The sequence below is a fragment of the Klebsiella sp. BIGb0138 genome (assembly GCF_004342285.1).
Taxonomy (GTDB): Bacteria; Pseudomonadota; Gammaproteobacteria; order Enterobacterales; family Enterobacteriaceae; genus Klebsiella.
The window spans coordinates 22,819-36,725 of sequence record NZ_SMCV01000016.1 but is presented as its reverse complement, the minus strand read 5'-3'; the positions used below and the strand labels follow the sequence as shown (position 1 = coordinate 36,725).

Genomic DNA, 13,907 nt, shown 5'->3' with positions numbered 1-13,907 from the left:
TGTTTGTGCCATGGAAACGATGACCCCCGCAGACCTCGATCCCCGTCGGCAGGCACTACTGCTGTATTTTCAGGGATACCGCATAGCCCGCATTGCTGAAATGCTGGGCGAGAAAGCCGCAACCGTTCACAGCTGGAAAAAGCGCGACAAATGGGGCAGCTATGGCCCACTGGACCAGATGCAGCTCACCACCGCCGCACGGTACTGCCAGCTGATCATGAAGGAGCAAAAAGAAGGGAAGGATTTTAAGGAGATTGACCTGCTCGCGCGCCAGTCCGAGCGCCACGCCCGTATCGGGAAATTTAACAACGGCGGCAACGAGGCCGATTTAAACCCGAACGTGGAAAACCGCAACCGCGGCCCCCGTAAACCCCCTGAAAAAAACCTGTTCAGCGACGAACAGATCGAAAAGCTGGAAGATATTTTCCGCGCTGGCATGTTCGGCTATCAGCGCCACTGGTGGGAAGCTGGAAACAAACACCGCATCCGCAACGTGCTTAAATCCCGTCAGATCGGGGCGACGTTCTACTTTGCCCGAGAAGCATTGATTGATGCGCTAATTACCGGACGCAACCAGATTTTTCTGTCCGCCAGTAAAGCCCAGGCGCATGTTTTTAAAGGCTACATCATTGAGTTCGCTAAAGAGGTTGATGTAGAGCTTAAAGGCGATCCGATGGTCCTGCCTAACGGGGCCACGCTGTACTTTCTGGGGACCAATGCCCGCACAGCGCAGAGCTACCACGGCAACCTGTACCTTGATGAATATTTCTGGATACCGAAATTCCAGGAGCTGCGAAAAGTCGCCTCCGGTATGGCGCTGCACAAAAAGTGGCGACAAACCTATTTTTCCACCCCGTCCAGCCTGACGCACAGCGCCTATCCCTTCTGGTCTGGTGCACTGTATAACCGTGGTCGCTCAAAATCGGACCGTGTGGATATCGACCTGACCCATTCCGCACTGGCAGCGGGCCTGCTTTGTGCTGACGGTCAGTTCCGGCAGATCGTGACGGTGGAAGATGCCGTGCGCGGCGGCTGTAACCTGTTCGACCTCGACCAGCTGCGACTGGAATACAGCCCAGACGAATACCAGAACCTGCTGATGTGCGAGTTTATTGACGATCTCGCGTCCGTGTTCCCGCTTTCCGACCTGCAGGCCTGCATGGTGGACAGCTGGGAGGTCTGGGAAGATTTTCACGCACTGGCTCTGCGTCCGTTTGGCTGGGGCGAGGTGTGGATCGGATATGACCCTGCAAAAGGGACGCAGAACGGTGACAGCGCCGGATGCGTCGTGATTGCCCCGCCTGCTGTTCCCGGCGGCAAGTTCCGCATACTGGAGCGCCATCAATGGCGGGGAATGGACTTCCGCGCCCAGGCAGAAGCCATCCGCCAGCTCACACTGCAATACAACGTGACCTATATCGGCATTGACTCCACCGGAGTCGGTCACGGCGTCTATGAGAACGTCAAAGGCTTTTTCCCTGCCGTCCGGGAGTTCGTCTATAACCCCAACGTCAAAAACGCCCTGGTGCTCAAGGCATACGACATCATCAGCCACCGCCGCATTGAGTTTGACGCCGGTCATACCGATATTGCGCAGTCATTCATGGCTATCCGCCGGGCCACTACCGCCAGCGGAAACCGCCCCACCTACGAAGCCAGCCGCAGCGAAGAAGCCAGTCACGCAGATTTGGCCTGGGCAACGATGCACGCACTATTTAACGAACCGCTGCAGGGCGAGGCAGCAAACACCAGTAACATCGTGGAGATTTTTTAATGACTGAGAACACCGTACAGGACGTCATGCCGCCTGACGTACAAAACAATGATTCAGCATCTACCCAGGCGTTCAGCTTTGGCGATCCCATTCCTGTACTGGACCGCCGCGAACTTCTGGATTATGTAGAATGCGTACAGATGGATCGCTGGTACGAACCGCCGGTAAGCTTTGACGGATTGTCCCGCACCTACCGCGCCGCCGTGCATCACAGCTCGCCGATCGCTGTTAAGCGTGACATTCTCAGTAGTACCTACATCCCGCACCGCCTGCTTAGCCAGCAGGCTTTTACCCGTTTTGTGCAGGATTACCTGGTATTTGGTAACGCTTACCTGGAAAAACGCACAAACCGGCTCGGGGGCGTGCTGTCACTGGAGCCGACCCTGGCGAAATATACCCGCCGTGGGGTAGACCTCAACACTTACTGGTTCGTGCAATACGGTATGACCACCCAGCCCTATGAATTTACGCAAGGAAGCATTTTTCACCTGCTGGAGCCTGACATTAACCAGGAAATCTACGGGCTTCCCGGTTATCTTTCTGCCATCCCGTCAACCCTGCTGAATGAGTCCGCAACGCTGTTCCGCCGTAAGTATTATCTCAACGGCAGCCACGCAGGATTTATCATGTACATGACCGACGCGGCGCAGAACCAGGAGGATGTGAACAACATCCGCCATGCGATGAAAAGCGCCAAGGGACCGGGCAACTTCCGCAACCTGTTTATGTACTCGCCCAACGGAAAAAAGGACGGCATCCAGATCATCCCGCTGTCAGAAGTAGCGGCTAAGGATGAGTTTCTGAATATCAAAAACGTGAGCCGGGATGACATGATGGCGGCGCACCGTGTCCCTCCACAAATGATGGGTATTATCCCCAACAATACTGGCGGTTTTGGTGATGTAGAAAAAGCCAGTCGGGTCTTTGTCCGCAATGAACTAATACCATTACAGAAACGGCTGCAAGAACTGAACAAATGGCTAGGTGAAGAAGTCATTAAATTCACCCCTTACAGCCTTGACCCCGAATAAACTCAGGCTTCCTTGCTTTTTCTTTTATCACGCCTTGCTCTGGCTTCAACAAGGCGTTGAGGCTCTGTATAAAGTCGCTCTAAAAAAATGTAGGTAAAATCTTCTAAATCTTCGGCTGCATCTTTGTCTAAAATCCCCTCATGAGCACCATCATTTCCATCATCTTTGACACATTCAGCCAGTTCCCTCAAAGACTCAGGTAAAAGGTGGTTGTCAAAAAGCCACTCCATTCTTAACCCTAGGCTTCTCTTGATTTTCTGTGCAGGTCCTTGTTCACCGTCAGGAACAAGACCTTTAGTCGCGTAATCAAGACACAACCTAAACATGGTTGCCGCTGCGTTATAGCAGCCGATTCCCAAACATTTTGCTCCTTCCTCATATGCGTTGTTTATTCGCTCAGGCAAAAATTCTGGTGGTTCCTCTATGGCTATGTCGGCAGGTGAAATAGGTCTGCCCACTTCTACAACATCTCTTAGCCCAAACCCCCCACTCCCCCAATTGTAACCATCTAAAGTTGTATTTTTTTCCAAAGGCCAGCACACAAACATAGTCGTTTGGCGACATTCCCGGCAAACGCAGTAAATCTCATACTCGTATGTAATTGCTCCACCAAGGCTTGTGTAAACCTTTGTGCGGTTCAATCCATTAACATCAAAAGTAATTTTCTGTGAACCACACCTTGGACAGTCGTCCACTAACGTCACCATGTCTGCCTCTCCTCCTACAGGTGAAACTTATGCCTAACTACAAACATCAACGGCTTAAAAACCTGGCCCTTTGATACCACAAATTCACTAATTCAACCATGAGCGCGCGCTCGTATCCCCGCCACGCCTGCCCGCTTTGTGTAGTGGTTTTCATGCACCTGCATGAGAAACGAAAAAGCCCGCCAATACTGGCGGGCCGGAGCTAAAACGATCCTGTAACGATCATGCGGATTCATGCGGCATAGGCATGCACGTTCATTATGTTCTGGTAACGGAATGGGGGAAAAAATTTTTTAGCTTGCCCTGTAGACATCTGCGACTAGTCCCTCAGTATATCCTCATTGGTATCTTTCCGATTATCCTGATTTCCCGATTATCCTTATTAGGGAGACTTTTCCGCCTGGAGGCTATGAGACATTTTCACCCCCTACCCTAGAGACATATGCAACTAGTGGTGAATGCTATAACTTACTGCAATAAGGGTATAAAGTGTGATTATTGAAAACACGGAGAACTTAGATGAATATAGTTACAAGCGATAATGAAAGCAACGACCAAGCTACAGTTCCAAGCAGCCCAGCCAAAGCAAAGTCTGGCCGGGTAGCCGATGAAAAATGGGGAAAAGAAGTGATGAAGGCCGGGTTCTGCATAATCCCATCACTTTTACTACGCTGCCAGCAACGCTTAGGTCTAAACCCTTCCCAACTCGCAGTTCTGTTGCAACTGGCAGATTTTTGGTGGGAGGCAGGCCGAAAGCCATACCCAAGCAAGCAAGCGCTATCTGATAGATTAGGGCTAAGTACACGCCAGATTCAACGATATATGGCAGAACTTGAGCAGGCTGGTTTACTCGTCAGGATCGTTCGTTCTGCGGATGATAATGGAAAACTCAGTAACGAATACGATCTGTCAGGATTGGTTAAGAAGCTCCGTGAACTCGCGCCCGAAGTTTTGAAAGCCAAAGAAGATACCAAGCAGGTAACACGCAAAGGTGGATTAAAGAAATGATGGGCGTAAAAAAACCCGCTAAGCGGGTTTCTTTAGTACTGCTGTATTCTTGTGTCCCGGGAGGAGGCTTTCGCCCGCAAGGCCCGTGGCTCTCAGGGAAGATTGTATACGCCTGGAGGGTAGGATGTCAATTATGACTCAAGAGGACATGGAATCCGTTCGTTTTGCACTATCACACGCCCGCATGTCTACCTACGAGGCTGCAATGGCGCATGATTACATGTCAGCACTCAGACTGTACGCCTGGAATGCCCAAGTGTCCGCAGCATTGTTTGCGTCTATACAAATCTGCGAAGTGGTTATTCGCAATGCTGTATCAGATGCTCTGGAAGAAATTTATGGTCAACGGTGGGCATGGAATGCAACATTCATTAAAAGTTTACCTTTTCGCAGAAGGCAGGAATTAGAAACAGCGAGAGAAGGCTTACAAACGGTGGGCCAAGTTATTCCGGAATTAAGCTTTTATTTCTGGCAGCAAATGTTCACGAACCGACACTTTGGGCGAATCTGGGATAACCACATTGAGCGCATTTTCCCTAATATGGATAAAAAAATGGCAAAACAGCTTAAGCGTATCCATATCCATGATGAACTTGAGCATATTAGGAATCTGCGTAATCGAATAGCTCACCATGAACCGATTTTTCGGAGTGATCTTGAAGCTGACTTCAAAAGGATTGTTAACTTGGTGATGATGAAGTGCTCCACGTCCTCGCAATGGCTGGTGCAAAACAACTTATTCACTACTATCTATTCGCAAAAACCTTAGTCGCATATGCCAATCGACACTCTCCGTTGCAGGCTCGGAATCACCCATCCTAGTCTGAGCCCATGCATTTAATCAAAGAGGGAGTAATTCGCGTCAAATTCATCGCTTCGCTGCTCTATCCTGATGACTTCCATCAAAAGCCCAGACCATCATACAACGAAACGGGAAATTCCAGCTCAAGCCAGAAGCAGTCCTCATAGGTGCGGCCTACCCCCCCCCCGCCGCACTCCTTGGGACGCTGAAAAAAGACCCAGCCGCCAGGGACATAATGCGGAAGAAGCTCACCACGATAAACCACCTGATAATTACTGTCCTTCCCACCCATGGCTAACGCCTCGCGGATCTCGTTGTTCAACCCTGCAGGCGCTAAAAGCCAGTTTTATCGCCTGCCGGGTTTTGGTTAATGCGCTTAATGCGTCCAGCTGTCGTCCTCCCAGACCTGCTGCATTATTTCCATTACGCGCGTTTTATCTTCATCCAGTTTTAACCCGCTTAACTCGATGCCATTGGCGCTGCCTTTTCGAATGCGGATTGTGGTTTTGGGATACAGAGGGCACAGGTTGCGGTAAAGCTCATTTTCAAGGGCTACCAGTGTCGCAGGGCTAATTTTCTGTTCTTTATCAATCATTATTTCGACACGCATAGAGATTCCCCTTAACTGGAAACGTCCATTGACCGGCCATATTCATGGTTACGTATTTTCGCCATTAATTCATCGGTCAACTCTGAAACCCATTGAATAGCAAGCCGCTTTTCTTCATCGCTGCACTCACTAGCCGCTACAAGCTTGATAAAAAAATCAATACGCTGGAGTTTCAGCGACTCCAAAAGATAATCCTGCATTTCCCCTCCTGACCTTACTACGGGATACGGTACAACTGTACAAACAAATACTGTATTTATATACAGTATATTACGTTTTTTCCGTTGTAAAATACTTTTTAGCATTCAATCAGATGTGTCCGACTGGATCGGCTAAGAGCAAGAAATGTTAAAATTGAGAAATCAGTACCACTGCCGCCATTTATCATCTTCCTGCAGGCGCTGATTGCGGTAAAAAAGCCGCAGCCCGGCACCCGATGGGATACTGCCACCACGCAGCAGCAGATCGATCTCGGTCTCGCTTCCGTCAAAGCCCCTGGACTTCAGCTCAACCTCCAGCTGCAGGCGCAGCTGATCGTTAATTTCTTGTTTGTAACCCTTCCGCCGCTTCGGTTTTACCTGCCGTAGCCTCGCCGTCAGTTCGCGCCGCTCTTTCCTGCTCATGTTCTGGAAGTCCGGCAGGGGTTCCGCCGCATCTTCACCAGTCGAATCTGGTTCAAAATAGTTCATTTTTTCCACAGGGGGGACAGTTATTGCCACGAGTCCAAGGGGCGCAGCGCCCTGGTCGGCTGTCGCCTCCTGAACGTCAACGGCTTTACGAACCATTTTCCACTTCATCGCGTGCGTGCAAATCCGGCCCTCAACAATCGGGGACCAGATGCCATAAATACGGATGCCGTGATCGCCATAGGTAGATGGCTCGTCGTTAAGCTCGTAGGCCGTGCGGACCAGGTGATGTTTGCGGGGAACCAGCACGCCACCCTGTTTCATGATGTAGGTGGCAAAGCACCCGGCGTCAGCAGCAGCCAGGACCGCATCCAGACGCGGGTTATCCAGTACCGGCGCACTGGCTTTTTTATCGGCCTGCTGCCGCGCGGCCTGACCTGCCAGCAATCGCAGCTCACGATAAGCCTGGCGGCCCGGTATACCGAAAAAGCGGAATTGCTGGACGCGGTGAAGCGACGCCCAGGCGTTGACGTGTTCAGCGTTATCCCGCAGTGATCTACCGGTTTCCTTGCTGATTTCGTTAGCCAGCCCGCGGCCGTCGATGTTCTTACTGATATATTTTGCGATGTAGCTGGTCGGCGTCCCCTTGCGCGGGTTGATCAGCTCAGACTTAAAGCGCGGGCCGGTATTGTTTCCCAGTTCCTCGCGGTCCTCCCGGATAGCAAATTTACGCAGCAACGCAGTGATAGCGCGACGTTCTTTCTTGCGCATGAAGCACAGCAGGTGCCAGTGCACCGTGCCATCATGATGTGGCTCCGCCACGCGCACGCCATACCAGCGCATACCGCTCTTATGCATGGCCTTACGGAATGCGGCGAACGTATCAACCAGGTAATCGCTGCTCTGCCTGACCGTCGCGTTCGTCCACTTCGGGTTAGGCCTGCCATTGTTCAGGGTCGCGTGGAAGCGTGACGGGCAAGTGATGGTGTAAAACACGGCACAGTCGCCGCGCATTTCGGCGATAAGCTCCAGCCCTTTAATGCAGGCCATCATTTCGTTACGACGGTGCGCGGGGTTGCTGCTGCTGGCGTTTACCACGTCCTCCATATCCAGCGCGTCACCCTGTTCATTAACCAACTCATGCGAACGGAAATACTCCAGCGATTTGCGGCGCTGCTCGCGCTTATGGATCACAGCCTCATAACTGACATACGGCGAAGCTTTCTTGTTGACCAGGCACACTGCCCGCAGTTGTTCCTCCCGCCACTCGCAGCGCATCTGCCACATCTTCCGATACCACCAGTCCGCGCAACGCATACGCGCCAGCGAACCAGGTATGAGATCGTAAGGCACCGGCTTGCGACGGTGTTTCTTGCGGCGGAGCCGTTCGAATGCTGGCGGTATCACATCCAGCCGCATGGCCTCCGCCGCGACACGTTCCCATGCCAGGCGGACTTCTTCCGGTTTCACGTCATCGGTAACAAACAGATCGCTGCAGGCGGTGTCCAGGCAAATATCCATATGCGCTGCAATCAGCGTGGAAAGGCGTTTCGTCTGGTCCTGGCTCATTTCCGGCAATACCAGCAATCCCTCCAGCCCGTTGTGGCTCGCCATGAATCGAAACGACGCGGATATCTGGCTGTCACGAACATGAATCAGGCGCTCCAGACATGGCCTGACCGTTTCGCGCAGGTATCGTGAATAGGCTTTCGGCCTGTTCAACCCATGAAAATAATCAATGCGGTCCATCAGCGGCTTGCTGATATAAGATGGCTGCGCCGACACGTCAGCCAGGATGACCAGATCGGGATTATATCTTTGCTGTTCGCGGGCAGATTTCGCCCGGCTAATTAACGCGTCCTTGTTACGAGGGAAATCATTTGATATTACCGGGAAGAGAAGGAATTAAACGGGAATCCGCGGGATTACTGGCTTCGCCTTGTTTAGGCATTTGATACCAGTCAAATAGAAATTGAGCCGATCGGCAAAACTTTTGATACTGTTACTTGTAAGCCTTCAATGGTTAAAAGGCGGTGTTCAAAACCAATTCTATCACACTTCAAAAACAACAAGCCGGTTAATGATTCTAGCCTTAGCATTTACCGACAGCAAACTTTAACCGGCCTTCTTGGTTGTTTCAGTAAGGTCTGTTTTGGCTATGCCCTGATCGCTCTCAGATGACCCTTTTTTCAGTTGTTCATTTAGTCTCAGTAAGCGTTCTTTCTCATCGAGACTCAGGCCCATCAGTGTCCTGTCTGCCTCTGCTATTGAGGCGATAAGACCCACCATGCTACGAGCTCCTTCCTTCAAACAATAATCTAGCACTTCTTTCTGTTCTTCTGGCCCGAGGGTATCAAAAATCATGTTCCATGTACTCTTGATGGGGTCGGCATGAACAGCATTAGACGAGTTAGCGCCCCCTGAGTGATTCAAATTAGAATCAACCCCAAAAGCTAGCCAATCCAGTGTCACATGCTCTTTTGATGCGATTGCTTGCATAGCTGAAAAGGAGGGTTCAGTCCCTCTTGATAGGTAATTGTTTAGCGTAGAGAAAGATAGCCCCCAATCCTTAGCAGCAGCCCGAACGCTGCGGCTTCCTACAAGCGATTTTAGTCTCTTGATAAAGCTTTCTTTTCTGTCTTCATCAAAAGCAATTTCATTTGCTTTTCCAGTGGCCATTTTCTTTCCCAGTTAACGTATTGATTATAAAGGTAATGATTCAAATACGGCTTTGGTGATCACAATAAGACAAAAGAAAGACTCACATTTGCTTTACGTGATGCTTATTTGGATCAATACTATTCCTACGGATAACCCCGCCGGATAACTCCAGCGGATAACTTTTAAGAGTAAACGAACTATGGAAAGAAATGAAGTGCGTGACTGGCATCGCATTGACATTGTCGCCGAGCTTCACAAGCGCGGCGTGACAATGCGCAGCCTTTCCACCAGCGCTGGGTTAAGCCCCGACACGCTGAAAAATGCGCTGGCTCGTTCATATCCTAAAGGTGAGCGCATCATTGCGGGTGCTCTCAATCTGGAACCCTCTTCAATCTGGCCAAGCCGATACAACAAGGATTTGTGATCATGTTTGTCACTGTGAATGAATTAGTCGGCCTTCCCGGCTTGCCCGGCACTCAACAGGGTATTCGCGGGATGATGAACAAGCGGACGGCTGATGCGCCAGCACTTGTGCGCAAGCGTCAGGGTACAAAGGCTTTCGAATATCACATTGACTGCCTTCCTGACACTGCTCAGAAAGAGCTACGTGCTCGCCAGATTAAAGAACTGATGAACGGTTCACCAAAAGAGATGCCTGTCGCTACTGCAACCACACCAGTAACACCAAGCTCCAAAGGTGCCGAGGAAAGCAAAATCGCGGTTTATCGAAAGTGCCCGGCTTTGATGGAGCAAAAAATGAATGCTCTCACAGCTGCACAACGTCAGACCGCAGATGCGCGTATGGCGCTGGTCGTGGAGGTCATGCGTCTCGGGGAACTTCCGGGATACAGTCGGGCTAAAGCCATCCGTGAAATCGTGCGTCAGGCCCAGACTGGAGAGCTGCCTGTGCGTCTCGCGGAAGCAGTTTCGACCGCGAACGCCAAAAAAGGGGCCTCTCGCTCGCTGAGTGAGATATCGCTGAAACGCTGGGTCGCTGATTTTAATAAGACCCGCTCACCGGCAGAACGCCTGCTTATGCTGGCTCCCGGTAAGCGTCAGATTGTTAAGCCTGAAGAAATTAAATGGTTGCCTGAATTTTTGAGTTTTTACCGTCGCCCGGATGGCAGGGGTATTCAGGAAGCTTATGACGACTTTGCAATTGAATGGGCCCAGCGTTATCAGGATGACACCATGATGGCTGCGGCGATCCCTTCTTACGATCAGGTGTGCTATGCCATGAATAAATTACCTGTTGTTGTTAAGCAGAAAGGCCGCATCACCGGCAGCGAATTCCGTCAGTATGAGGGCTTTGTCCGCCGTGACTGGGAATCACTTCCGGTTAATTACGTGTGGATTGGTGACGGTCACGGCATGAAAATGAAAGTGGCTCATCCCGACCACGGAAACCCGTTCTCACCTGAAGTCACATTCATCATGGACGGGAGCTGCCGCTTCATTGTCGGATGGAGTCTAGCGTTGTCTGAAAGCGTGATTGCCGTTGCTGACGCGCTACGTCACGGCATTAAAAATCACGGAAAACCGTTCCTGTATTACTCCGATAACGGTGGCGGTGAGACCAACAATACATTCGATGCCGAGTTGACGGGTATTTTACCCCGCCTCGGTATCGATCACCGGCTGGGTATCCCCGAGAACCCACAGGGGCGCGGCATCATTGAACGCCTTAACCGCTCGCTGGCCATGCGTATTTCGCGCCAGTTCGCGACCTATTACGGCACCGGCGCAGACCGTAGCACGGTACGCCGCATGACTAAAGCGTTACAGTCTGCGACGAACGCGGCCAATAAGGGCAAAGAACTGAGTGCAAGACAGCAGCAGACGCTGCGCGATCTCCCATCGTGGGAATCACTGATAGAACATATTGAAGCGGGTGTGGAATGGTACAACAACCGCCCTCATGATTCATTGCCGCAGCGCGGCGATGGTGAGCATTTCACCCCAGCACAATTCCGCCGTTACAAACTAGAAAAAGAAGCCACTGAAATAGAATGGCTGTCAGATCTGGAACTGCGTGAAATGTTCATGCCACAGATTGAACGTACCGTGAATCGTTGCGAGGTTCGTCTGTTTAACAACCTGTATTACTCGGCTGAGCTGAATAACGAGCACGGTAATAAAGTGCTGGTTAATTACGATATTCATGACGCAACAAAAGTCGTTATTCGTCGCCTCGATGGTTCATTTATCTGTGAGGCCATCTGGGATGGCAATAAGCAGCAGGCATTCCCGGTTACTGCCGAATATCACCAGCGCCAGCAGCGTATCAAAGGGATGCGTCAGCGCGGAGAGGAAAAAGTCCGCCTGGCTGAGGCTGAGAACGTTCATACCCTACCAGCGCCTGAGACTCAGGAATGGTTGCACGGTAACGTGTACCGCCCCACCAGAAGCGCATCTCCGGTGATGCTGGCGGAAGTCGAAGAGGCTGAATACAGCGAGGATGAGTTTCTGAATAACTCGCTGGATATTCTGGAATCAAATAAACGTAAAAACGCTATTTAATAGCGATTAAATGACATTCAAATAATGGAGAGAATTATGTCTCACGTGAATATTACTGATATTCGCGAGGTTCTGCGCAACCTCGTAGATGGTACTCGTTTTACTTTTGCTCAGGTTGGCCGTGAAACCGGACTTTCGCCAAGCGTGATCAGCGGCTTCATGAATAACAAATACACTGGTGATAACAACCGTGTGGAAAAAGCCCTGCAGCGCTGGATTGATAAACAACACTCTGCCGCCGAGCTGCCGGCGCCCCCGCGCTTTATTGAGACGCCGACCGTTAAACAAATCTGGACAGCGTTCCGCTATGCGCACCTCACAGAGTGTATCGGCGTGGTCTGCGGTAACCCCGGAGTGGGTAAATCTGAAGCGGCGCGTGAATACCGCCGTAGTAATGACAACGTCTGGATGATTACGGTCACTCCTGCCTGTGCCAGCGTTCTGGAGTGTCTGACCGAGCTGGCTTATGAACTGGGGATGAACGATGCACCTCGCCGCAAAGGTCCCCTGGCCCGTTCGCTGCGCCGTCGCCTTGATGGTACTCAGGGACTCATCATTATCGATGAGGCTGACCATCTGGGCGCTGAGACGCTGGAAGAACTGCGACTGCTTCAGGAAGCCACCCGCGTTGGTATGGTGCTGATGGGTAACCATCGTGTCTATTCCAACATGACCGGGGGAAATCGTACCGTCGAGTTTGCCCGGCTGTTCTCCCGTATCGCCAAGCGCGTGGCCATCAATAAGACCAAAAAAGCGGATGTGGTCGCCATTGCTGATGCCTGGCAAATTCACGGAGAGAAAGAGCGCGAACTGCTGCAGCAGATAGCGCAGAAACCGGGGGCGCTGCGTATTCTCAGCCACTCCCTGCGGCTGGCGGCAATGACCGCACACGGTGCCGGTGACACGGTGAACGAGGCATACATTCTGAAGGCATTCCGGGATCTGGATTTAGACGTCGATGTTTCAACCTTACTGAGGGGCTAACTATGTTTCCTGAACTGATTTCGTCACATGTGCAGCAGGCGATGGCCACACAGGCGCTCTTACACAAAAAAGGCTGTCTGGTTACCGATTTCCGGCAGTCCCCGGCTCGTCCTGTACTGGAAGTGTCCTGTCCTCCGGTTGAGCTTCTGGAAAAAGCGGTTCGCATTGTCGAGCGTGATAAATCGGGGACGCGATCAATCTGGGTCGCTTCGTTCAATGGTTGTCGGATTATCTGGAGGTAATAATGGAAAGTCGCCGTATGTGGACAAGAAAAGAAATTCAGTTTGTCCGCGAAAATGCAGGGAAAATGACTGCGCAGGAAATGGGTAATCATATTAACCGGACCCGTTCAGCCATTTGCGCGCAGGCGAACCGCTGGGGGATATCAGTTCAGGTTCAGACCGCCAGTGACCATGACGCATGGCTTTGCCGTGAGCTTTATAAAGAGGGGCTAACCATTCCGGTTATCGCTGAGAAAATGGAATTAAGTAGTCGGACCGTTTCAAATATCGTGTTTTCAGGTGCTAATTAATTGAGTGAGGTTTTATGAATACTGCAAACAGCATCCCTGAGGGATATCGTGTAAATGCACAGGGTCATTATGTCCCTGAGTCACAGATTAAACCGCTGGATATGTTACGTGATGAAGTTGTACTGAGCATCGTCTCTGCTGCCCGCCAGCAACGTCAGGCACTGGCTGAGTTTAAGATTGAATCAATGTCAAAAATTGGCGACTTTATTGACCTGTCTGCCGCTGAGTATGGCGTTGAATACGGCGGGGCTAAGGGGAATGTCACGCTGGTTAGCTTCGATGGCCGCTATAAACTAGTCCGCGCTGTGGGTGAGCACCGCGTCTTTGACGAGCGCATTCAGGCCGCCAAAAAGCTGATAGATACCTGTATCAGTGAATGGTCTGGTGGTGCTGATGAAAAAATCATGGCGCTGGTCGATCATGCCTTCCGCGTGAATAAACAGGGCAAGATTGATATCAACCAGGTACTGGGGTTGCGTCAATTGAATATCGATGACCCGAAATGGAATGAGGCTATGGATGCGGTAGCGGATGCAATTCAGGTGACCGGGACAAGTCAATATTTACGCTTATATGAACGCCAGTTAGATGGTGTATATAAGCAAATATCGCTGGATTTAGCCAAGCTCTGAATATTCATTAATTAACTTTG

General features: G+C 51.1%; 14 protein-coding genes and 2 pseudogenes. 10 read left to right on the top strand and 6 right to left on the bottom strand.

The window, feature by feature from the left end; genetic code table 11:
- The first annotated feature begins 10 nt into the window (after positions 1-10).
- Both EDF73_RS25320 and EDF73_RS25315 read left to right on the top strand, forming a co-directional pair.
- Positions 11-1,774, top strand: coding sequence for a terminase ATPase subunit family protein (locus EDF73_RS25320; protein WP_132731717.1), 1,764 nt, complete (start codon positions 11-13; stop codon positions 1,772-1,774).
- The gene (locus EDF73_RS25315) at positions 1,774-2,805 is read left to right on the top strand and encodes a phage portal protein (RefSeq protein ID WP_132731716.1); all 1,032 of its coding nucleotides are present in this window, start codon (positions 1,774-1,776) and stop codon (positions 2,803-2,805) included. The genes EDF73_RS25320 and EDF73_RS25315 overlap by 1 nt, the downstream gene beginning before the upstream one ends.
- A gap of 2 nt (positions 2,806-2,807) precedes the next feature.
- On the opposite strand, the gene EDF73_RS25310 is transcribed toward EDF73_RS25315, so the two are convergent.
- Positions 2,808-3,512 carry a DUF4145 domain-containing protein gene (locus EDF73_RS25310; protein ID WP_132731715.1) on the bottom strand — a complete coding sequence of 235 codons (705 nt, stop codon included), beginning with the start codon at positions 3,510-3,512 and terminating at the stop codon, positions 2,808-2,810.
- A gap of 519 nt (positions 3,513-4,031) precedes the next feature.
- Here EDF73_RS25310 and EDF73_RS25305 point away from each other — a divergent pair.
- Positions 4,032-4,520: a helix-turn-helix domain-containing protein gene (locus EDF73_RS25305; protein WP_132731714.1), complete on the top strand. Its 489-nt coding sequence runs from the start codon at positions 4,032-4,034 to the stop codon at positions 4,518-4,520.
- Between the two features lie 124 nt (positions 4,521-4,644).
- Complete coding sequence (locus EDF73_RS25300; protein ID WP_200891391.1) at positions 4,645-5,289, top strand: Abi family protein; 645 nt, start codon at positions 4,645-4,647, stop codon at positions 5,287-5,289.
- Positions 5,290-5,357: 68 nt separating this feature from the next.
- Here the strand turns inward: EDF73_RS25300 and EDF73_RS27890 are convergent.
- From EDF73_RS27890 to EDF73_RS25275, 5 genes and pseudogenes are all read right to left on the bottom strand, one after another.
- Positions 5,358-5,614 (bottom strand): annotated as a pseudogene (locus tag EDF73_RS27890) (hypothetical protein).
- A gap of 84 nt (positions 5,615-5,698) precedes the next feature.
- Positions 5,699-5,932, bottom strand: coding sequence for a DinI-like family protein (locus tag EDF73_RS25290; protein ID WP_045387395.1), 234 nt, complete (start codon positions 5,930-5,932; stop codon positions 5,699-5,701).
- 11 nt (positions 5,933-5,943) lie between these two features.
- Positions 5,944-6,132, bottom strand: coding sequence for a hypothetical protein (locus tag EDF73_RS25285; RefSeq protein WP_045387397.1), 189 nt, complete (start codon positions 6,130-6,132; stop codon positions 5,944-5,946).
- A gap of 162 nt (positions 6,133-6,294) precedes the next feature.
- Positions 6,295-8,421, bottom strand: a pseudogene (locus tag EDF73_RS25280) (replication endonuclease); the annotation flags it as partial.
- A gap of 252 nt (positions 8,422-8,673) precedes the next feature.
- A complete protein-coding gene (locus EDF73_RS25275) occupies positions 8,674-9,237 on the bottom strand; it encodes a hypothetical protein (RefSeq protein ID WP_132731713.1) in 564 nt (187 codons plus the stop codon).
- A gap of 181 nt (positions 9,238-9,418) precedes the next feature.
- Here EDF73_RS25275 and EDF73_RS25270 point away from each other — a divergent pair, with 181 nt between their 5' ends.
- Genes EDF73_RS25270 through EDF73_RS25245 form a run of 6 tightly spaced genes read left to right on the top strand, consistent with a single transcriptional unit; the run spans position 9,419 to position 13,887 of the window.
- A complete protein-coding gene (locus tag EDF73_RS25270; RefSeq protein ID WP_132731712.1) occupies positions 9,419-9,643 on the top strand; it encodes a helix-turn-helix domain-containing protein in 225 nt (74 codons plus the stop codon).
- Positions 9,644-9,645: 2 nt separating this feature from the next.
- Entirely contained in the window at positions 9,646-11,739 is a 2,094-nt protein-coding gene (locus EDF73_RS25265) for a Mu transposase C-terminal domain-containing protein (protein ID WP_132731711.1), read from the top strand.
- 36 nt (positions 11,740-11,775) lie between these two features.
- On the top strand, positions 11,776-12,723 hold the full coding sequence (locus EDF73_RS25260) for an AAA family ATPase (RefSeq protein ID WP_132731710.1): 948 nt from the start codon (positions 11,776-11,778) through the stop codon (positions 12,721-12,723).
- A gap of 2 nt (positions 12,724-12,725) precedes the next feature.
- A complete protein-coding gene (locus EDF73_RS25255; RefSeq protein WP_132731709.1) occupies positions 12,726-12,965 on the top strand; it encodes a hypothetical protein in 240 nt (79 codons plus the stop codon).
- Positions 12,966-12,967: 2 nt separating this feature from the next.
- Positions 12,968-13,255 (top strand): hypothetical protein, encoded by a 288-nt coding sequence (locus EDF73_RS25250; RefSeq protein ID WP_132731708.1) that lies wholly within the window; start codon positions 12,968-12,970, stop codon positions 13,253-13,255.
- A gap of 14 nt (positions 13,256-13,269) precedes the next feature.
- Positions 13,270-13,887 (top strand): DUF3164 family protein, encoded by a 618-nt coding sequence (locus EDF73_RS25245; protein WP_132731707.1) that lies wholly within the window; start codon positions 13,270-13,272, stop codon positions 13,885-13,887.
- Positions 13,888-13,907: the final 20 nt, after the last annotated feature.

Bases quoted from the DNA above. Each gene is read 5' to 3' on its own strand.
- EDF73_RS25245 (WP_132731707.1), top strand. From the start codon at position 13,270: ATGAATACTGCAAACAGCATCCCTGAGGGATATCGTGTAAATGCACAG.
- EDF73_RS25250 (WP_132731708.1), top strand. From the start codon at position 12,968: ATGGAAAGTCGCCGTATGTGGACAAGAAAAGAAATTCAGTTTGTCCGC.
- EDF73_RS25290 (WP_045387395.1), bottom strand. From the start codon at position 5,932: ATGCGTGTCGAAATAATGATTGATAAAGAACAGAAAATTAGCCCTGCG.
- EDF73_RS25315 (WP_132731716.1), top strand. From the start codon at position 1,774: ATGACTGAGAACACCGTACAGGACGTCATGCCGCCTGACGTACAAAAC.
- EDF73_RS25265 (WP_132731711.1), top strand. From the start codon at position 9,646: ATGTTTGTCACTGTGAATGAATTAGTCGGCCTTCCCGGCTTGCCCGGC.
- EDF73_RS25310 (WP_132731715.1), bottom strand. From the start codon at position 3,512: ATGGTGACGTTAGTGGACGACTGTCCAAGGTGTGGTTCACAGAAAATT.
- EDF73_RS25320 (WP_132731717.1), top strand. From the start codon at position 11: ATGGAAACGATGACCCCCGCAGACCTCGATCCCCGTCGGCAGGCACTA.
- EDF73_RS25260 (WP_132731710.1), top strand. From the start codon at position 11,776: ATGTCTCACGTGAATATTACTGATATTCGCGAGGTTCTGCGCAACCTC.
- EDF73_RS25255 (WP_132731709.1), top strand. From the start codon at position 12,726: ATGTTTCCTGAACTGATTTCGTCACATGTGCAGCAGGCGATGGCCACA.
- EDF73_RS25285 (WP_045387397.1), bottom strand. From the start codon at position 6,132: ATGCAGGATTATCTTTTGGAGTCGCTGAAACTCCAGCGTATTGATTTT.
- EDF73_RS25305 (WP_132731714.1), top strand. From the start codon at position 4,032: ATGAATATAGTTACAAGCGATAATGAAAGCAACGACCAAGCTACAGTT.
- EDF73_RS25275 (WP_132731713.1), bottom strand. From the start codon at position 9,237: ATGGCCACTGGAAAAGCAAATGAAATTGCTTTTGATGAAGACAGAAAA.
- EDF73_RS25300 (WP_200891391.1), top strand. From the start codon at position 4,645: ATGTCAATTATGACTCAAGAGGACATGGAATCCGTTCGTTTTGCACTA.
- EDF73_RS25270 (WP_132731712.1), top strand. From the start codon at position 9,419: ATGGAAAGAAATGAAGTGCGTGACTGGCATCGCATTGACATTGTCGCC.